Raw genomic sequence first — 19,873 nt, forward strand, 5'->3', positions numbered from 1 at the left:
GCAGATCAGGCAAGCGGTGTATTGGCTTCTTCATCATAGAGATGGCAGGCTGTGAAGTGTCCGGCTTCTGTCTCTATCAGCGGGGGTCTGATCACCCGGCACCGCTCTATCACGCGCGGACAACGCGTGTTAAACGCACATCCGATTGGCGCATTAGCAGGACTTGGTACCTCCCCCTGCAGAATGATCCGTTCCTTGCGGATATCGGGATCAGGTTCAGGAACCGCAGACAGCAGAGCCTGCGTATAAGGATGCTGCGGCCGGGCATAGAGCTTATGCTTGTCCGTAATTTCGACAATCCGCCCCAGGTACATTACCGCTACCCGGTCGCAGATATGCTTCACCACACTGAGATCATGGGCGATAAATATGTAAGTTAAGCCGAATTCCCGCTGCAAATCCTGCATCAGGTTAATGACCTGGGACTGGATCGATACATCCAGCGCAGAGACAGGTTCATCCGCAATAATCAGCTTCGGATGGAGTGCCAGTGCTCTGGCAATGCCGATCCGCTGGCGTTGTCCGCCGGAGAACTGGTGAGGGTAACGCTGCAGATGCGCCCTGGACAATCCGACTACATCCGCCAGCCGCTCCACCTCTGCCTTGCGCTGTCTGGCATCGCAAGTAGCGTGTACAATCATCGGCTCTTCGAGAATACGCTGCACAGTATGGCGCGGGTCCAGGGAGGAGAACGGGTCCTGGAAGACAATCTGCATCTCCCGGCGCTGCCGCCGCATCTCTTCCGCAGACAGCTTCGTAAGCTCCTGCCCTTCGAACCAGATCTCGCCCGCTGTCGGCTCAATCAGCCGGAGCAGCGCGCGGCCGGTGGTCGATTTGCCGCAGCCGCTCTCCCCTACCAGACCGAAGGTCTCCCCCTTGCTCACAGCGAAGGAGATATCATCCACAGCCTTCACACTGCCGCGTTCCCGGCTGAAGAAGCCCTTGTTCAGCGGATAATACTTCCGGAGTCCCTTGACCTCAAGCAGGCTCTCACTCATACCGCATCCTCCTGTGGACTGTCATGCAGCCAGCATCTGCAGCTGTGCTGCTCCTCTTGCCGTGTCAGCGCCGGAAGGCTCTGCATGCAGAGCTCCATGACCTCCGGGCAGCGCGGTGCGAACCGGCAGCCCTGCATCTCTGTGCTGAGAATCGGCACATTGCCCGGAATGGAGTAGAGACGTTCCTTAGCTTCATCCATCCGGGGGACGGAGGCAATCAGTCCTCTCGTATACGGATGCAGCGGATTTTTGAAAATATCATGCACACTGCCTTCCTCCACCACCTTGCCGGCATACATCACAGCCACACGGTGGCACATCTCGGCTACTACGCCAAGATCATGGGTAATCAGCATAACGGCAGTGCCCTGCTCCTCATTCAACTGGCGGATCAGCTCCAGAATCTGGGCCTGAATGGTGACATCAAGCGCCGTTGTCGGCTCATCGGCAATCAGCAGCTCCGGGCTGCAGGAGATCGACATGGCAATCATGACACGCTGGCGCATGCCTCCCGACAGCTGATGCGGGTACTCGTCGATGATCGCTTCCGGCCGGGGAATTCCAACCTTGCGCAGCATACCGACAGCATGCTCCCGGGCCTCCTTCCTGGAGAGACCACGGTGCAGGCGTACCGTCTCCATAATCTGCTGTCCAACCGTGAATAAGGGATTCAGCGAGGTCATCGGCTCCTGAAAGATCATCGAGACCGAATCCCCCCGGATCTTCCGCATATCCTTCTCCTTCAGCGGAACAATATCGCGTCCCTTCAGCAGGATGCGCCCGTCTACAATTCTCCCTGGGGGGCTTGGGACCAGCTTCAGGATAGACAGTGAGGTGACGCTTTTGCCGCAGCCTGATTCTCCTACGACACCCAGAACTTCGCCCGGATTAATGTAGAGATCGACACCATCCACTGCCGGGACCTCACCCCGGTCGGTAAAAAAGTGGGTATGCAGGTTCTCAATGCTCAGAATCGGCTGGATCAAGTCTCTCCCTCTTTTCTGTTAAAAATTGAACGAAGGTCAAATGCCTGGTCAGGAAAACTATTTAAAAAGTTAGATATATTAACTATTACCTAACACAACAAGTGAAGTAATTGACTTTAAATACATATTACTGTTATTTAATGTATAACTTTACTATGGATGTCCTATCTAGGCAAGGAAAATTTATGCATATAACTAACCCTATGAATTTTGTATGAATATATCAGAGCATAAAAGTGTGGGGAAAATATACCTATCGTTATTTATATAGCGACAGCCACTTCTCCAGCTGATGCTTCAGCACATCCCGGTAGTACAGCGGCTCCATAATCTCAGCCTCTTCCTTGTATTTCATAATCCAATGGACGAAGCCGATGTCCTGCTCCACAGCGACCTTGAAATGCAGGCTGCGGTTCTGGCGGTCCACCCTGCTCGGCTTCACAAACATCTCCTCCTGCTTCAGCCGTTCCATCATCCGCTGCGAGAATTTGACTCTGAATTCAACCTGCAGGCTGTCCTGTTCCAGGGACCACTTCTGCTCCATGAAGGACTGCAGATCGAACTGATCTTTGGAGAACCACCTGTCCAGCGGATTGACACTGGAGAAGCCGTTAATATGAAAGGTGCGGATGATCCCGAAGCGGTGACAGAAACCAATCAGGTGAAAACGATTCTCTAGCGGGACCAGGCAATAGGGATCAATCCGGATACCTTTTTCTTCGTAGGCATTCTCACTATAGTCGGCCTGTATGCTTCTCTGCTTCATTACGGCATCCAGAATGTCGGTCAGAAAGAGAGGCTGGTCTCCCTGAGATCTGCTGCTTTCCGTCCAGTTTGGCCCGGCTTCCTTTTTCGTACGCTCCATTGTTTCTTCCCTTTCTGCCTTTTGCTTATAATCTGCAGCCATCACTTTCTCGTATGCGTCTTCAAAGCTCGGGGGCAGCAAAGGTTTGATCTCCGCCATAATACTGCGCAACTGTGAAAAAGCCTCTTCTTCCTCTTCTGACCAATCCAAGGGGTACAGCGCGAAATTACCGATAAAAGCATACCCCTTGCCGTGTCCCATATGAGTAATGGGGATATGCATGGCACTGAGCGCATCCATATCCCGATAAATCGTTCTCTCGCTGTTGCCGCATCGTTCCGCCAGCTCACGGGCCAGAATTCCCGGTTTGGCTTGAACTAGCGTAATGATGCGCATCAGCCGGATCAATCGGTCTGTCATATTCAGTTCTCCTTGACTTATGGTAAAATAGACCCATTATTTTTAAATAAACTAGTTATATATATCTATAACCAAGGATGTAATAACCGAGATAAGAAAATATAATAGAACTATTTTACTATGTTACCACATTTAGATATTACGCATTTCTTTATCTGCTCCGCCGAGTGTGATTCTATATTTGAGCCCTATGTATGGGTAATTCCTATTCTATCTACGCAGTTTCCCTGCAATTATCTCATTCCTATCCTGCTGAGCGGCAGATTCTCCGCCTCCAGTCTTTTATACAGCGCTTCCGCTTCTCTGAGCAGCTGCATATCCCCGGAACGGGCAGCCATCAGGAGTAGATGATCGGCCTGCCTGCGAAGAATATCTGCGGGCACCTCCGGCTTGTTCCTCATCCGGGCCTCCTGGGCTTCCGCGATTAGCGCCTCTGTCTGCAGCAGCGCCAGATGCTTCTCCACATGGAAGCAGGAGCTGGCTCCCAGCAGGCCGGTATGATGGGAATATTCGATTCCCAGCTTCTTGAGCGGCAGCTCGCGGATACGCTCCACCGTAGGCTGCTTGTATTGCCATTGCAGCCAGAGGGCTTCATGTATACCTGCAGGCATACCCGCCATCATGAATTCCAGGGCGATGTACCTGCGCTGCCCGGAATGGATTTTGCCAAGCTTCAGGAGCAGTGACCTCCCCTCTCCTTCTTCTGCACTACAGCCGTAACATCCTGTTACCTTGACATGACTTTCGAGCCAGACACGCAGCTCAATATCCCGGGCTACCACCTTGCGGCTCTTCTTGCGGGAATCCTCCCCTTGTAGCGCTCCCTTCCACTCCACGAGCAGCACTATTTTCTTGGCACCGCCTGCCAAAATACGCTCCTGGCTCCATGTAAACATCGTCTGAATACTTGCTTGCATATTTCCACCTCTTTCTTAATTTGGGTCTTCTATTAATGTACCAATATTGGCGGACAACTCCTTGTCATGGAATGTATGTTCGGTCCTATAATATCGACAAAAAAAGAGCCAACCTACCCCAAAAGGTGATTGCCTCTTTATGAAAGTCTATTCTTTTGTCAAAATATGACGAACAAAGTTTTACGCATTACATCAATCGGACCCGTCTGCCCGCCTTCTCATGCCGGAAGAACAGCCCAAGGGCCCAGGTTGCACACAGCAATGCGAAGAGGAAGAACAGGAGTGACCACACAGGGGCCGGTAAAATGGTCAATCTGGCCAGATTCGCCGCGTCCCCTGCCCGGGAAGGCGTCACGACGGAAGCATAGACCAGGAATAAGGTCCCCATCACAGACTCCTCCAGGGTCAGGAACGCAAGAAACAGATAGTACACCTTGCTGACCTTCGGCCAGAGGAACAGCATCGCAGCATTCAGCAGAATGAAGCCGCTTAGCCAGATCATCCCGAAGCCGCCCCGTACATACAGCACAAGCATAATCAGCGCGACCAGGCTGGTCAGAACAAGCCCCCATTCCCGCTTATCTCTACTATAGAAATAGAAGAGCAGCAACGCGAACAGTGAAGCCAGAGGATAACCCGCCAGCGACACCAGGATCGCCTTGCCTCCGGCAGCAATCGCCGAATAGGTCACACCGCTGTGATCAGAATACAGCTCAATGCGCAGCACATTGCCGGAGAGCAGCAGAGTCATCAGCGCGTGGCCGAATTCATGGAACATGGTATCCAGATTACGGAATAAGGAGGAGAACGGAATAAACCGGGTCAACAGGGCGGAGCCCGCCAGGAACAACAGTGTTTTGAGCCATCTATTCATTGAATACAGCCCCTTTCCGTTCACAGTATACGTTAATTTGCAGTTACACTCAATATTATGGAAACCATCCCTGCCTTAACGCTGTATTACCTCTTGGTTCTCTCCATAGACACAAAGGGTAATTATGCCTACAGCCGCCCGGGTTGTTCAAACAGCAAGCAGCTATGATAAAATAGGAGGACAATTAGCTCTAACAGGTGGTGATCAGCTTATGAAAAGACGGGTAACAGGAGTGATGCTAAGGCTGCTGGGTTCTTCCCTGCTTATGCTTGGCCTTACTCTCACTTGGCCTGCCCCCGAGGCCAAGGCCAATTATCTGAATGATATATACAATGGAATACAGAGCTTCTCGGAGCTTCCCGGAGAAGTCACCAAGCTGCAGGAGAGTTACCAGAAGACTGCAGAAGAGCTTCAGCAGACGAAGGAGGATCTCGGTGAAGCCAAGGACCAGCTGACGGACAGCCTGCAGCAAATGCAGACGTATCAGTCCCAGAATGCTGCCCTGCAGGAGCAGAACCGCCAGCTCAGCCAGGTCGTGGACGAGCTGAAGAATGACCGCACGGCGAGAGAGAACTACTTCAACCGGATCAAGGTGACGGTCATCTCCGGGATTGCTCTTCTGCTGGGCTACTTCCTGCTGATCCGGGTGCTGCGCTTCACGATGCGGCACCGCTCCAGAAGAAGCGACCGGCTGCGTTAAGGAGGATGAAGAATGAACATTGACATTCAGGATGAAGGCGACAGCGGCAGCGGACAGGCGGTTGCTTTTACCGTTCAGGAGAACGAGGAGGTCCATGTGCTGCATCCGCAGCAGATTATTGCCTACCAGGGCCCTTCGGCGGGACGGGCCGACCGGTTCATGGATGTGAAGGGCATGTACCGCAAGCGCAAGCTGATCCGGGCGGATCTGACCGGCCCTTGCCGGTTCACAGCCGCGCTGCCGCCCGGCTACCGGGTCAAGACCATCCAGCTCGACAGCAAGAGCGATCTGCTCTACGACTTCAGGCATCTCTTCTTCTACAGCAAGGGTGTCACGATGCAGACGAGAGTGCTGAGCATGAAGAACATGCTGATTACCCGGGATATCGTCAAGGTCAAATTCTCCGGCCGCGGCAGCATCGGCATTCTGACGGAGGGCACGGTCTGCGAAGCCGAGCTGCATCCCTTCGATCCGCTGTATGTCGATGCCGGGAGCATTATCGCTTATCCCGAGAATGCCAAGCTTGAGCTGACGGTGTACGGCAACCATCTCGCCAGCCAGCATATGAGCTATCACTGGAAGATGACCGGCCACGGGCCTGTGCTGTTCCAGGCCGGACGCCAGAGCAGACGCTTCGAGCGCGACAATAATGAAGACGGCATTATCAAGCGCTTCCTGCGGGAGGCGCTGCCCTTCGGCGGTGTATTTATTAAGTAAGCAAAGAGCGCCCGCATGTATAACGCGGGCGCTCTTCTATATGTCTTATGCCGGAGTTACGCCAGGTAAGCGTTCAGCATCCAGGATGTCTTCTCTACACTTGTCCGGATTCCGATCAGCAGATCGGCGGTAGGCTGGTCGCTGACCTCCTCTGCGCTAGTAATGCCCTGCTTCAGCTCTTCAGCTACGGCAGCGAAGTCTTGAACCAGCTGTGCCACCATTTCCTTGGCGCTCTCACCGCCGGCAGCTTCCTTCAGGCTGGAGAGCTTCAGGTACTCTGCCATGGTGGAAGCAGGACGTCCGCCGATCGCGAGCAGCCGCTCCGCCAGCTCATCCACATAACCCGCAGCTTCATTGTACAGCTCTTCGAATTTCTCATGCAGCGTGAAGAATTGGGTTCCGCTGACATACCAGTGGTAGTGATGCAGCTTCACTCCCAGCAACGTCCAATTCGCAGTCTGACGGTTCAGAACAGCATGCAGTGCAGTGTGGCTGTTAACTTGTGTACTCATTTAAATAACCTCCCGGAATGTGTAATCTACAAACTATTGTATTTAGACTCGTTCTAAATCTATATACAATTTAACATACTTTTTGCCGTATTGCAATCTAATGTCCTGCATCCTTGATGTACTGCACATTCTAGCACTCCTCCGGGAGGCTATCCTATAATTTGAATCACAATTCTGCAAAAGCACATGGATTGACATAAATCACCTGAACCGGAAGAGAAGCTTCCATCCTCCCGTAGGATGTCCCTTATACCGTAGGGATATCCGCCTCTGCCGCCCGCCCCAGGCCGCTGCGGAAGATGGTGCGCATCTCCTCCCGTTTGCTCTTGGGGCTAAGCACATATACTGTATCTCCGGGCTCAATCACCGTGCTGCCATGCGGTGTCACGATGCTCTTGTTCCGTATAATGGCCGTGAACAGAATATCGTCCGGCAGGCCGATCTCTGCAATCTGCATGCCGGATATCGCCATCTGCCGGTCGATTCCGATATGATTGAATTCGGAATCGGTCTTCCCTAGCGCAACAAGCTCCATCAAGGATGGCTGGGACGCATGCTCCCGGCCCACCAGCCTCAGCCGCGAGGCCAGGGGTGAAATGGTTGTTCCCTGAATCACTGCCGAGGTCAGGACAACGAAGAATACGACATTGAAGAACAGCCTGCCATGCGGCAGCCCCGCGAGCAGCGGGTAGGTCGCCAGGACAATCGGGACGGCTCCCCGGAGCCCGGCCCAGGAGATCAGTGTCTTTTCACGGAAGGAGAACCGGGACACGAGCAGGCTAAGGAATACGCCGAGCGGCCTTGCCAGGGCCATCAGAATCACTGACAGCAGCAGACCCTGCCAGGCCACAGCCGCCAGCTCCTGCGGGAAGACCAGCATCCCGAGCAGAATGAACATGGCAATCTGCATCATCCAGGCAAAGCCATGACTGAAATTCATAATGGTACGGTGGTACATCAGCTCGGAATTCCCCAGCACCAGCCCCATGACATAGACGGCAAGCAGTCCGCTGCTGTGCACCATAGCCGAGACCCCGTAAGTCAGAACTGCGAAGCCTACCGCCATGACCGGATACAGCCCGGTGGAGTCCAGATTAATCCGGTTAATCAGATACACTGCCAGCTTGCCGAGGATGATCCCGACCAGCAGCCCTACCCCCATCTCCCAGAAGAACGACAGCACCAGGCTCCAGACTGCGGTATCCGGGTGCTGCACCCATTCAATCAGCGACACGGTAAGGAATACAGCCATCGGATCATTGCTGCCGGATTCGGCTTCAAGCGTCGAGGTCAGCCGTTTGTCGATATTTTTGCCGCCCAGCACGGAGAATACCGCCGCCGCATCTGTGGAGCCGACAATGGCCCCGAACAGGAAGCTCTCCGCCCAGGGCACCCCGAGTATAAATTTGGCAAAAACACCAACGATCACCGCAGTCAGCAGCACTCCGAGTGTAGCCAGCGACAACGCCGGCTTCAGAATCGGGCGAATATCCTTCATGCTCGTCTGCATCCCGCCCTCAAACAGAATCACCACCAGGGCAAAAATGCCGGCAATCTGCGTGAGCGAAGCATTGTTGAAATAAATAAAATGGCTGAGTACCATGCCGGCTGCAATAAACAGGACCAGGGCAGGCATGCCAAAACGGGTGGAGAATTTGGTGGAGAGCACGGCGATCAGCAGCAAAGCCGCCAGCAGCAGGATGATTTGATCTGCAAGATGAGTCATGAACCGGTTCACACCTTTCCCGGGAGCGGGTATTCGCCTTAGCCCCATGTATTTTATAGTATGTGTATGATTCGTTAGATAGAAAAAAACCCCGGTGGGCTGAATTCCACGGAGGTTATTATGCCGTCCTTCATTCTCTTGAATACACCTGCAGCTCCTGAATGGACCAGTAGTTGCCGCCGGAGCCTGTCTGGGTAATCTTGATATGCCGGGTCTTGACCGGAGCAAACGTAATCTTGGTCTTCTCCAGCTGGCCTTTGCCCGCTGCGACCTGTCTCCAGCTCTTGGCATCCTCCGATACGTGGACAGTGTAGCCGCGCGGATAATCATATGGCGATAAAGGGTAATCCATATCTATAGCTTCTACCGTATGTTCTGCGCCCAGATCAATCTGGAAGTACTCCCCCGAAGCCTGATGCTTGACCGTATCCCAGCGGGTCCGCCGGTCTCCGTCAATGGCACCTGCCGGATTGGAAGCCTCCTTACTCACACTGGACGTCACCTTCCAGCCTGCCCGGTCCAGCGGGACAAGTCCGGTTGCTGTAATCTGTGTCTTCTCTGACATCACACCAGAGCCGGACACTCTTACAGCATAAGTATAAAGTGTGCCTTCCTTCAGCTTGCTGTCGTTGTACTCCGTTCCCTTCACTGCTGTAGCGATGACCTTCAGCTTCTCGTCCGGGCCGTCCGCCCGGAGCACTTCATAGCTTGCTCCGGGGGCTTCCAGCCAGTTCAGATGCATCGATAATCCCTTGACAGCAGTCGCCTTCAGGCCCTGAGGCGCCGTATCCGCCACCTCGGAGGAAGGCTCCAGAATGTACTGTACGCCTTCTCCCGGAGCCAGCGTCTCCGTGAATTCCAGCTCCGGCGAAGCAGCCCTGCCGGTTACATAGCTGCGGGCCTCCTCATAAGTATCGCCCTTGCCGAACCGTTCTCCTTCGTACTCCGTTTTCTTCGGCATAGTGACCTTGACCTTAACGGTCTGCTCCGTCTTCTCGAAATTGACGAAGTTCACCAGCACCTTGTTGGATGTCGCCTTGCTGCCCGCCATCGGCTCAAGCGTGGAGGTGTCCACTGCTCTTACGTAGACCAGCTTATCCTTCAGCTCCTCCTTATTGCTGATCTGGTAGGTCAGCGGAGCGCCGTGTGTAGCATAAGCCAGATCCAGCCTGCGCATGATACTGACGCGGGATTCTTCGCCTTCCTTGGTGTAGTAGATCTCTGTAGCCGCCGGATCATGATCCTCCAGATTGAAGCCGTATTTGAACAGGCTGAAATTTTTGAAAAAGGCGGCATGCTGCACAAACATCTCGGCATAGCCGATATGTGCCCGCATAATCCGGTCGAACACCGCTGAAGTCCGCTCCTTGGCCCCATATTGATACGCGTCCACATGGGAGTCCGAGGTGCCGAACTCGGTGGCGAGCATTTTTTTGCTAAGGCCGTCTAGCGAGCCCCCGAAGGTCTTCAGGTTCTCCGTGAAGCTCCCGCCCTGTCCGAAAATATAGGAATCCCCATAAGAATGGCCATTCGTCAGATCCGTTACCGCTTCAAGCTCATCGCGCTGCTTCGGATCGCGTTCCCAGCCGTCGGGGTCTCCGCACTGCTTCACCGGCCCCTTTTGATTGCCGCACGAGTCTTCGCTGTAGCCCGGCCAGTAGGCCCATCCGGGTGCAACCGTCTGCAGATGCGGTGCGATCGTCTTACCCTTGCTGTTCAGCCACCCGGCTATGGCCAGATTGACCGCTTTGGAACGGTTGAACAGACCCGGTTCGTTATCCACCTCGTAATACTGGAAGTACGGGCTGTACTTCTGGAAATATTCCGTCAGCTTCTTCTCGGCATCCTCGGGCAGCGATCCGTCCGCCTTCAGCTTGATATCGCCTGTGTACAGATAGAGCGCTACGGCCTGCATATTGTAATCCTTCAGGACCTTGTAATACTCCTCCATATTCTCACACGAGCGGCCCACATCGCTGGCACAGCTGGTCCGCATGATATTGCCGCTATAGGCTACGCCCAGCCACTTCATAATATAGGGCAGATGCGTAACCGCCCCCTCGTCAAAATAAAACTGCTTGTTATTCACCACCGTCCCCGTCAGCGTATAGCTGCCGTGAATCGGCTCCTTAATCGGAGACTTCAGCGCCTCCAGACTCAGATTATCCCATGTCCACCAGTTGTACTTATCCTCAGCCTCTGAGGAATAGATTCCCCTGGCCGTCCGCAGCGTCAGCTCGTTGGTGCCGCTGATGAGCTGTTCTCTGGGAATGTACAGCTCATAGGTTTTGCGGAAGTCGTATTTGCTGCCTGTTCCGGCAATCCCGGCGATCTGAATGATGCCTGAGAGCTGACGGTTGGAGAACACGCTCATCTGGGGAACGGATTTGTAAGCATCGATAATGCTCACGCGAAATAAGACCCCGTGCTCCGGGATCTTATCCAGCTCATACTGAATCCGCAGCTCCGGGTTGGTCTCCCCGTGCAGGCCGGAGGGCAGTGACTTCAGCTCTGCCGACCTGGCAGTGGTTGAGGCTATGCTGAGCGACTTCTTCACCCCGCTTGACCCTGCCGCCTTGAACTCACCGGCAGAGCCGTCATGCTTGCCAAGCTTCCATAGAACAGTTCCTTCCGGCATCTCAGGACCGGCATCCTTGGCCGCCGACAATGAAGACAGATCCACATCTGCTTCACCGTCCCTGGTCCCGTAATCTCCGAAGACAGAGACGGACAACAGAATCAAGATGATCAGTGCTGCAAATTTTAGTAGCCTGTGGAGATATTTACTGGGTTTCTTTTGAACTCTAGTCCTCATTCCCTTGTCCTCGCTTTCTTCCGGAATTCTGTGCTGCACCGGGCTAACGTCACGCTTCTTCCTCTGCGCGGCTTCCTTAAGGCAGCGTGAGCGCACTCTGGGGAATAATCATCTGCTTCTGGCTCTGGCTTCTCCACATCAGACTGACGCTGGCATCCCCGCGGTTCTCGTAATACTCTACCTTGATAGCATAGGGGGTACCCGCAGAGAGCGTGATGCTGCCCTCCTTGCTCGCACTGCTCTGGTTCTTCCAGCTGTCGATCAGGAGCTTGCCGCCGATCCATACGCGGATGCCGTCATCCGAAGAAGCGGTGAACGTATACTTTTCACTGTAGAGAGGCTTAAGGGTCCCGGTCCAGCATACCGAGAATGAATCCTTGGGAAGGCCGGATGCCGGTGAATTCCCATGCCAGTTGAACTGAATGGTACTGTCGTTACGGGTAAGCAGCGGTGTGCCGGACAGGTCCATATTGCCATAATACTGGCCTCTCAGGCCGTTCCTTGAGCTTACAGCCGCCGCATGGGTTTTGGCACCCGCTGCGAGCTTGTAATCCTCCCGCGAGACCGTATATTTATGGTTCATGAAGCTTTGAATTTTCACGGTCGGGTTATTCTCCACCAGCATCTTGCCCCATGTCATCGTATATACCCATTTGCTTTGTTTTTGAGACATGATGACAGGGTCTGGCAGCTCTCCGCTCTCCCCGATGCCTATCGGTTTGCCGTCCGCAAGCTTCAGGAGGCTGTCATAATAAGACTGCTTGAAATCATTGTCATAAATGTCGGCGGCCAGAATATCCACCTTGGCGGTGCCGGGAAAATAGGCGGCATACGGCTCAGACGACTTGTTGGGGGCATTCGGATTCCACACCCACAGCAGATTGTTCAGCTTATGCGTATTCACCATGCGGTCATAGACCAGGTCCCAGAGCTTCACAAAGTCATCCTTCTGCCCCCACCAGAACCAGCCGCCGTTCATCTCATGATAGGGCCGCCATAACACCGGAACTCCGGCATCCCGCAGCTCACCCAGATACTTGGCCACTTCATCCAGCTCGGCAATCAGAGCCTTATACTGCGGCGTTCCGGGAGTTACGTACTGCTTGAATTGATTCTGGCTAAGCGGCTTCTGCACATTGGTCCATACCGGCGCAGTTCCCGGCAGATTCTGATGGAAGGTCATGGCGACAATGCCGCCGCCCTTATGCCACCGGATGGCGCTGTCCACGACAGCCTGACGCTGCTTGGCAATGGTGGCCTTGGACTGGTTACCTATGGCTCCCAGCTCATAGCCATGCAGAACGGCATAGCGGCCGGTTGTGGTGCGGAGCTTATTATTGAATTCATCGGGGCTCTCCAGATAATCATGCTGGCCGGATATCATGCCCTTGCCGCTGAGATCGTGGAGATAGCTTAGCAGTGCGGAAGCCTCCTTGGAGGCCGAAGGATTAATGGGCTTAATGGGAGCGGCGGCAGGGGCGGCCAGTGTGGTAACCTTGGCATCTGCCGGAAGACTGCGCCCTTCCCCCCATGGAAGCAATGAAAGGATAAGGATAAGAGGAAAAACAGTTGTAAATAGCCTGTACTTACGGTTAGTGTTCAATGTAATCTCCTTTCTCCAGCCACACCGCTTCGGCAGACCCCGGAGCGGTTACGCTTCCCGGATGGTCGTCTATAGCTTAGTAGCCCTGCTGGTAAGCAGGGCCATTAAGAGTGGCTTGCAGGATTTATAATTGTAACGTCTTAACCAGTAACAGCGCCAATGTTGAACACAGCTGCGGACCTTATGAGCTTACGAAGCGGAAGGGAGAAACAGCGCGCTTGCCGGAATGGTTCCTTTGGCCTGGCTTGGACTCTGCCACATCAGCCGCGCTTTTGCATCCCCTTGATTCTCATAATACTCTACCTGAATATCATACAGCTCGCCTGCGGTCAGGCTGATGCTGCCCATGCGTTCGGTGCCGCTCTGCTTCACCCAGCTGTCAATCACAAGCTCACCGTTCACCCGTACGCGGATACCGTCATCGGAATGGGTATAGATCTGATAAGTCTCCGTGTAGAGCGGCTTCATCTTCCCGCTCCAGCGGACAGAGAAGAACTCTATGCCGAGGGCGGCATCCGGCGAGCCTTGGCGCCAGTTGAAATCAAGCACAGCATCGGTACGCACTACAGCGGGTTCGCCCGATAGCGTCATGTTATTGAAGTATTCCGCGTACAGTCCATTGGCAGCAGGAACTTCTACCGGCAGATCCACCGGTGTTGCTGTAGGAGAAGGAACGGGAGCCGCTGTCGGCGTAGGCACCGGTGTTGGCGTTGGTGTCGGTGCTGGCGTCAGTGTTGGTGTTGGTGCTGGTGTTGGCATTGGTGTCGTTACTGGTGCCGGCGTTGCTGTCTGTGCTGGCGCTACTGTCGCTGCTGGTACCGTTGTCGGTACTGCTGTTGCAGCCGGAGCAGGTATGGATGTGTTGCCTGCTCTGGAGAAAAGCGCACTTGCAGGTACGGTTCCCTTCACCTGGCTGGGGCTCTGCCACATCAGATGGACATTCGCATCGCCTGCATTCTCATAATACTCTACCTTAATATCGTACAGTTGCCCGGCAGTCAAGGCTATGCTTCCTGTGCGGGCAGTTCCGCTCTGCTTGACCCAGCTGTCAATGACTGCTGTGCCGTTCACCCATAAGCGGATACCGTCATCCGATGTAGTATAGAACTGATAGGTCTCGCTGTAAGCCGGCTTAATCTGGCCGGTCCACCGGATCGAGAAGTAGTCTGTGCCAAGTGCGGCATTAGGAGTACCCTGACGCCAATTGAAGCTGATGACCTCATCGTTACGCACCATAACCGGTGTCCCCGAGAGTGTCATGTTCTTGAAGTATTCTCCAAGCAACCCGTTCTGGGCAGGCTTGCTCTCCGTATCACCGGAGGTTGGGACCGGCTTCGGAATCGGCGCAACGGTTGGCGTTGCTGTCGGTGTTGGCGTCGGTGTTGGCGTCGGTGTTGGCGTCGGTGTTGCCGTTGGCGTCGGTGTTACTATAGGCGTTGGTGTTGCTGTAGGCGCTGGTGTTGCTGTAGGCGTCGGTGTTGCGGTTGGCTTAGGGGCCGCCACTGGAGCAGTCCAGGCCTTATATTGGTCACGGGTCAGTGTGTAGCTGTCATTCATGAAATTCTTGATCGTAGCCGTGCTGTTATTCTCATAGAGCATCTTGCCCCAGTTCATCATGAACACGTAATTCTGCTGGGTCAGCTTCAGCTTCGAGATATTCGGCATTTCACCGTTCTCGCCGATGCCGATCGGTTTGCCGCCAGCCAGGCTGGTCAGATCATCATGATATTTATTCGAGTAGTCGTTATTATATATATCCGCTGCCAGCACATCCACTCTGTCCGCACCCGGATAAGTCCGTGCATAGGGATCAGAGTTGGCATTCGGCGCATTCGGGTTCCATACCCAAATCAGATTATTTAATTGATGAACGTTTACGAAACGGTCATACATAATATTCCATAGAGCTGAGAAATTATCTTTCTTCCCCCACCAGAACCAGCCGCCGTTCATTTCATGGTAAGGTCTCCACAGGATGGGAACCTTGGCATCCCGCAGGCTTTTCAGAGAGACAGCTACTTTATCCAGATCGGTGATCAGCGCATTATACTCTGTAGTACCGGGGGTTACGTATTTGTTGAATTGTGCCTGGCTGATTGACTTTTGCACATTGGACCATTCGTACTTGGTGCCCGGCAGGTTCTGGTGGAAGGTCATGGCTACAATGCCGCCCGCTCTGGACCAGTTCGTTGCACTCCAGACGATATTTTTGCGTTGTGCAGCGACTCCGCTCTCACTCTGTCCACCGATTGCTCCAAGCTCATAACCATGCAGTGCGGCGTATTGTCCGCTTGTTCCCTTCAGCTTGTTGCTCAGCTCATCCGGACTCTCGAAATAGTCATGCTGCCCTGTAATAATTCCATTTCCCGAGATATCATACAGATTGTTCAGCAGCTTGACCGCCTCGGCTGAGGCATTAGGGTTCACGGGCGCTCCTGTAGAGGAAGCAGCCTTGACAGTGGACGGGGCGATTCCCAGTCCCACGGGTACAGCAGACAATACCACGGCCAGCGACAGCACAGCGCAGAGCAAACGAGACTTACGGTAAGTTTTCACAATATTCTCTTCCTTTCGGTAGCCAGGCTGCCACTCTTGCGAAGGCCCTATAGCTTTGCGTCCCTATCTTTCGATTAGGTTTGCCATTGTCGTTTTGGAAGGATCAATCCCTCTTACCGTAAGTATCGTCGATATGCAAATTTAATGTAGAGTAAAAACAAAATTTGTCTAAAAAATAGTTCTCAATACCTGATTTAAAATTGTAACAATTGGTTAAATAGATAAGTTAGACCTAAGAAATGAACTGATGTAGAGCGATATCCTCCCAGTCCAGAGTAATACGGATATTGTCTTCCTCTACCAGCTCAGACCCCGTCTGCACCTCAATGAACTCCACATCGGTAAGAGCAAGAATGGCATGCTTGGTCCCTTCCGGTATCCGCACCACATCTCCCGCCTTCACCGTATGCATCTTCTCATTGATGACAATGCTGGCTTCCCCGCTGACGAAGGTCCAGATTTCACTGCGTTTGTGATGCAGCTGATAGCTGATATTTTTGCCCTCATTGATGAAAATCCGCTTGGTCAGCACCTCGTTGCCTTCATCATATTTCACATAATCGATCACCTTGTAGTGTCCCCAGCGGCGTTCCTCGTACATCGGTCTTTGTTCAAAAGTCTTCAGCACTTCCTTGATCCGCGGACTCTCGGCCTTGTGTGTCACCAGAATGCCGTCCGGGCTGGCGGCGATAATCAGATCCTTCGCCCCGATGACCGTAATTGGAATATCCAGCTCGTTAATGAGGCAGGTGCCCTCGGAGTCAGAGGTGATGAAGCCCTTGCCTACATGGTTGCTGGTCATTTCCTCGGTCAGGGTGTTCCAGGTACCCAGGTCCTTCCAGAATCCGGCGTACGGCTGCACTACGATGTTCTCTTCTTTCTCTACCACTTCGTAATCGAAGCTGATGGAGGACAGCAGCTTATACTGCTTCTGCAGCTCCTCGTAATTCAGCGGCAGCCCTTTGCGCTGCAGGATATCCAGCAGGTAGCCCAGACGGAAGGCGAATACTCCGCAGTTCCAGAGCGCTCCCCGGCTGATCAGCTCCTCGGCCTGCACACGGTCAGGCTTCTCCTGGAAGTGGCTCACTTGCAGGTAACCATTCGCTCCCGCATCTGCGCCCGTTGGAATGATGTAGCCGTATTTCTCCGAAGCATGCTCGGGAACTACGCCCATCAGCGCCAGGTTCGCCCCGCTCACCAGCATGGTGTTCTCCAGTTGCAGCACCGTTTCGAAAAAGGAGGATTCCACGTATGGGTCCACCGGCAGAATCGCCACGGTCTCGCTTGGGGACACCCCCGCGATGGAATACAGGTAGGCCGCCGTCAGCGCAATAGCCGGGAAGGTATCCCGCCGCTCCGGCTCCACGATGATCGGCACCCCGCTGCCGAGCTGGCTCTGGATCATCTCCACCTGGCTGCGTCCGGTCGCCAGATAAGAGGACCCGGCCATGCCGTTCTCCTCCAGCTGTCTCCATACCCGTTGTACCATTGATTCCGGTTCACCTGCCGGACTTGCCAGTACCTTCAGAAATTGCTTGGAGCGTGAATCATTGGACAACGGCCAGAGCCGCTTGCCGGAGCCGCCTGATAGAAGTACTAGTTTCATAGTGAACCCTCCATATCGTATTGTTATTGGGTATTTCTTGTTGCGTCTGTGTGGTTAAAAACCGCCTGTTATGAGGGCCGCTGCAAGGAATTTTGGGCTTACGGCCGCTGTTGTATTTGGATTTCTTGATTAAAACCGCTTCTCGCGGTAGAAATCCAAATACAAAGGCGGACGCTAACGCTCCTACAGCTCCAAAATTCCCCTCCGCTCCATTTCATAACAGGCTTGTGATTTTATTATATCCGCTTCGCCCGCAGGCGAAGCTCCCGGCTAAAGATCCGATATTGCCGGCTTGTTGTAGCGGCAAGGGGGCCGGGCTGCCGCGCTATACTTGCGGCAGCAGCAGTTGAAATCCTGGTTGCCGGCAGCCTGCCTTCACGACAGTGAATCCCTGGTTGCCGCCTACTGTTGCGGCGGAGAAAGATTCAAAAGCTCAAAGACTCTTAAGTGCCGCTTGTTCCAAGGCGTCGCCGCTGAGTTAGCGGCTGGAGAGAACAAGAGTATAGGGCAACAGAATCCAAGACAATGGAATTCAAGATCGGGATTCAAGACCGGAATTCAGGACTCTTGTGCCAAGGGCTTGCGCACAAGTTCGCGGCGGCAAAGCTAGTTAGTTAAGTACTAAGCACTAGTGCTGCTCAGTTGCTCCATTTGGCTCGTATCCGGGAAATCAGGGGCACTTATGCTCTTCATTTACTCATTTAGCCAACTTTCCCGGGATTCAGGTGCACTTGTGCTCTTCATTTACTTATTTAGCCAACTTTCCCGGGATTCAGGTGCACTTGTGCTCTTCATTTACTCATTTAGCCAACTTTCCCGGGATTCAGGTGTACTTGTGCTCTTCATTTACTCATTTAGCCATCTTTACCGGGATTCAGGTGCACTTGTGCTCTTCATTTACTCATTTAGCCCACTTTCAGCGCATTCAATGGGATTTATCCCTCTCATTTCGCCGTTCAGCCCACTTTCGACGCATTCAAGGGGATTTATCCCTCTCATTTCGCCGTCCAGCCCGCTTTCGGCGCATTTAATGGGATTTATCCCTCTCATTCGCCGGCCAGCCCACTTTCAGCGCATTTAATGGGATTTATCCCTCTCATTCCGCCGTTCAGCCCACTTTCGACGCATTCAAGGGGATTTATCCCTCTCATTCCGCCGTCCAGCCCGCTTTCAGCGCATTCAATGGGATTTATCCCTCTCATTTCGCCGTTCAGCCCGCTTTCAGCGCATTTAATGGGATTTATCCCTCTCATTCGCCGTGCGGCCCACTGCCGGCGCACTCCGCCAGAGAGATTAGACCGCGCCAGCCACGCTGGCGGAGAATCCGCTAAGCCCGCCCATCTGCGGGCGGCCAACGGAGATGTATTCGAGGCCGGTGCCTTCGATCTGCTCTTTGGTGTAGACATTGCGGCCGTCGATCAGCAGTGGGCGGCGCATGGTGCCTGCAAGCACGTGCAGGTTGATCTCCTTGAACTGGCTCCAGTCGGTCAGCAGGCAGACGGCATCGCTGCCCTCAGCGGCCTCTTCCGCCAGCCCGCACCAGCGGAGCTGCGGGTGATCGTACTCGCGCCGGAAATTCTCGGCAGCGATGGGATCATACAGCTTCACGATGGCGCCCTCGGCGACCAGCGCCTCGACGATCTCACGGGCCGGGGCCTCACGGACATCATCGGTATTGGGCTTGAACGCAAGCCCCCAGATGCCGATGACCGCGCCGCGCAGGCTGCCGAGCGATTCATGGAGCTTGGAGATAATCATGAAGCGCTGGCCTTTATTGACTTCAACGACGGATTTGAGCAGCTTGAACTCATAATCCACGTTACCGGCAATCTGGATCAGCGCGTTGGTGTCCTTCGGGAAGCATGAGCCGCCATAACCGATACCGGCCTGCAGGAAGGTCGAACCGATTCTCTGGTCCATCCCCATGCCGCCTGCGACTTCGGTGACATCCGCTCCTACCTTTTCGCAAATGTTGGCAATCTCATTAATGAACGAGATCTTCGTCGCCAGAAAAGCATTCGAAGCATATTTGATCATCTCGGCGCTGCGGATATCCGTGACGAATACGTTGTCCGTAAATCCCTGATGAAGCTCGCGCATCGTGGGCTCAAGCGCCGGATTATCCAGTCCGATCACGATCCGGTCGGGATGAAGCGTATCGCGGATTGCGGAGCCTTCACGGAGGAATTCAGGCGCAGAGACGATATCGAAGGGATGATTCGTGAGGGAGGAGATCAGCTGGCGGATTCGCTCATTGGTGCCGACAGGAACAGTTGACTTGGTCATAATGATCTTGTAGCCTTCCATCGCCTGCGCAATCTCGGCAGCCGCCCCTTCGATATATCTCAGGTCGGCTTCGCCGCCCGGCAGGGAGGGTGTACCCACGGCCAGAATGACGATATCGGAGCGGCGGACCGACTCCTGAAGATCGGACGAGAAGCTCAGCCGCCCCTCGCGCAGATTCATTTCGATCAGGGCTTCAATGCCCGGCTCATAGATGGGAGATTCCATCCGGTTCAGCTTATTGATTTTCTCCTCATCCTTATCCACACAGATGACATGATTTCCATTTAGGGTAAAGCATACGCCTGATACAAGTCCTACATAGCCGGTACCAATAACTGCGAGTTTCATACTT

At 53.8% G+C, this 19,873-nt stretch carries 14 protein-coding genes and 1 riboswitch; of the genes, 2 read left to right on the forward strand and 12 right to left on the reverse strand.

Features of this window, described 5'->3' with window-relative positions:
* Positions 1 to 5: 5 nt before the first annotated feature.
* The 5 genes from MKY96_RS23710 to MKY96_RS23730 form a co-directional block, all read right to left on the reverse strand.
* Complete coding sequence (locus MKY96_RS23710; protein WP_340943818.1) at positions 6 to 998, reverse strand: ABC transporter ATP-binding protein; 993 nt, start codon at positions 996 to 998, stop codon at positions 6 to 8.
* A complete protein-coding gene (locus tag MKY96_RS23715) occupies positions 995 to 1,984 on the reverse strand; it encodes an ABC transporter ATP-binding protein (RefSeq protein WP_340943820.1) in 990 nt (329 codons plus the stop codon). The genes MKY96_RS23710 and MKY96_RS23715 overlap by 4 nt, the downstream gene beginning before the upstream one ends.
* 259 nt (positions 1,985 to 2,243) lie before the next feature.
* Complete coding sequence (locus MKY96_RS23720; protein WP_340943821.1) at positions 2,244 to 3,209, reverse strand: helix-turn-helix transcriptional regulator; 966 nt, start codon at positions 3,207 to 3,209, stop codon at positions 2,244 to 2,246.
* 233 nt (positions 3,210 to 3,442) lie between these two features.
* Positions 3,443 to 4,126 carry a hypothetical protein gene (locus MKY96_RS23725; RefSeq protein ID WP_340943822.1) on the reverse strand — a complete coding sequence of 228 codons (684 nt, stop codon included), beginning with the start codon at positions 4,124 to 4,126 and terminating at the stop codon, positions 3,443 to 3,445.
* Between the two features lie 187 nt (positions 4,127 to 4,313).
* Entirely contained in the window at positions 4,314 to 5,000 is a 687-nt protein-coding gene (locus MKY96_RS23730) for a M50 family metallopeptidase (RefSeq protein WP_209879442.1), read from the reverse strand.
* 211 nt (positions 5,001 to 5,211) lie between these two features.
* On the opposite strand from MKY96_RS23730, the gene MKY96_RS23735 reads away from it, so the two are divergent.
* The gene (locus MKY96_RS23735; protein ID WP_340943824.1) at positions 5,212 to 5,700 is read left to right on the forward strand and encodes a hypothetical protein; all 489 of its coding nucleotides are present in this window, start codon (positions 5,212 to 5,214) and stop codon (positions 5,698 to 5,700) included.
* 12 nt (positions 5,701 to 5,712) lie between these two features.
* Positions 5,713 to 6,417: an AIM24 family protein gene (locus tag MKY96_RS23740; protein WP_036723116.1), complete on the forward strand. Its 705-nt coding sequence runs from the start codon at positions 5,713 to 5,715 to the stop codon at positions 6,415 to 6,417.
* Between the two features lie 56 nt (positions 6,418 to 6,473).
* Here MKY96_RS23740 and MKY96_RS23745 read toward each other — a convergent pair whose 3' ends face one another.
* The 7 genes from MKY96_RS23745 to MKY96_RS23775 all read right to left on the reverse strand — a co-directional run bounded on the left by MKY96_RS23745 (position 6,474) and on the right by MKY96_RS23775 (position 19,869).
* A complete protein-coding gene (locus MKY96_RS23745) occupies positions 6,474 to 6,929 on the reverse strand; it encodes a Dps family protein (protein WP_340943825.1) in 456 nt (151 codons plus the stop codon).
* A 247-nt stretch (positions 6,930 to 7,176) separates the two neighbouring features.
* Positions 7,177 to 8,655 (reverse strand): potassium/proton antiporter, encoded by a 1,479-nt coding sequence (locus MKY96_RS23750; RefSeq protein ID WP_340943826.1) that lies wholly within the window; start codon positions 8,653 to 8,655, stop codon positions 7,177 to 7,179.
* Positions 8,656 to 8,785: 130 nt separating this feature from the next.
* The gene (locus MKY96_RS23755; protein WP_445671455.1) at positions 8,786 to 11,470 is read right to left on the reverse strand and encodes a discoidin domain-containing protein; all 2,685 of its coding nucleotides are present in this window, start codon (positions 11,468 to 11,470) and stop codon (positions 8,786 to 8,788) included.
* A 76-nt stretch (positions 11,471 to 11,546) separates the two neighbouring features.
* Positions 11,547 to 13,073 (reverse strand): glycosyl hydrolase, encoded by a 1,527-nt coding sequence (locus tag MKY96_RS23760; protein WP_340943828.1) that lies wholly within the window; start codon positions 13,071 to 13,073, stop codon positions 11,547 to 11,549.
* Between the two features lie 189 nt (positions 13,074 to 13,262).
* Positions 13,263 to 15,629: a PA14 domain-containing protein gene (locus tag MKY96_RS23765; RefSeq protein WP_340943832.1), complete on the reverse strand. Its 2,367-nt coding sequence runs from the start codon at positions 15,627 to 15,629 to the stop codon at positions 13,263 to 13,265.
* A gap of 14 nt (positions 15,630 to 15,643) precedes the next feature.
* A riboswitch (cyclic di-GMP riboswitch) is annotated at positions 15,644 to 15,724 on the reverse strand.
* Positions 15,725 to 15,861: 137 nt separating this feature from the next.
* Entirely contained in the window at positions 15,862 to 17,235 is a 1,374-nt protein-coding gene (locus MKY96_RS23770) for a sugar phosphate nucleotidyltransferase (protein WP_340943834.1), read from the reverse strand.
* Positions 17,236 to 18,528: 1,293 nt separating this feature from the next.
* A complete protein-coding gene (locus MKY96_RS23775; protein ID WP_340943837.1) occupies positions 18,529 to 19,869 on the reverse strand; it encodes a UDP-glucose dehydrogenase family protein in 1,341 nt (446 codons plus the stop codon).
* Between the last annotated feature and the right edge of the window lie 4 nt (positions 19,870 to 19,873).

Source organism: Paenibacillus sp. FSL R7-0302 (assembly GCF_038006885.1).
Lineage (GTDB): Bacteria > Bacillota > Bacilli > Paenibacillales > Paenibacillaceae > Paenibacillus_AQ.

Excerpts from the sequence above, each read along its gene's own strand:
- MKY96_RS23710 (WP_340943818.1), bottom strand. The coding sequence starts at position 998 with ATGAGTGAGAGCCTGCTTGAGGTCAAGGGACTCCGGAAGTATTATCCG.
- MKY96_RS23720 (WP_340943821.1), bottom strand. The coding sequence starts at position 3,209 with ATGACAGACCGATTGATCCGGCTGATGCGCATCATTACGCTAGTTCAA.
- MKY96_RS23725 (WP_340943822.1), bottom strand. The coding sequence starts at position 4,126 with ATGCAAGCAAGTATTCAGACGATGTTTACATGGAGCCAGGAGCGTATT.
- MKY96_RS23730 (WP_209879442.1), bottom strand. The coding sequence starts at position 5,000 with ATGAATAGATGGCTCAAAACACTGTTGTTCCTGGCGGGCTCCGCCCTG.
- MKY96_RS23735 (WP_340943824.1), top strand. The coding sequence starts at position 5,212 with ATGAAAAGACGGGTAACAGGAGTGATGCTAAGGCTGCTGGGTTCTTCC.
- MKY96_RS23740 (WP_036723116.1), top strand. The coding sequence starts at position 5,713 with ATGAACATTGACATTCAGGATGAAGGCGACAGCGGCAGCGGACAGGCG.
- MKY96_RS23745 (WP_340943825.1), bottom strand. The coding sequence starts at position 6,929 with ATGAGTACACAAGTTAACAGCCACACTGCACTGCATGCTGTTCTGAAC.
- MKY96_RS23750 (WP_340943826.1), bottom strand. The coding sequence starts at position 8,655 with ATGACTCATCTTGCAGATCAAATCATCCTGCTGCTGGCGGCTTTGCTG.
- MKY96_RS23755 (WP_445671455.1), bottom strand. The coding sequence starts at position 11,470 with ATGAGGACTAGAGTTCAAAAGAAACCCAGTAAATATCTCCACAGGCTA.
- MKY96_RS23770 (WP_340943834.1), bottom strand. The coding sequence starts at position 17,235 with ATGAAACTAGTACTTCTATCAGGCGGCTCCGGCAAGCGGCTCTGGCCG.
- MKY96_RS23775 (WP_340943837.1), bottom strand. The coding sequence starts at position 19,869 with ATGAAACTCGCAGTTATTGGTACCGGCTATGTAGGACTTGTATCAGGC.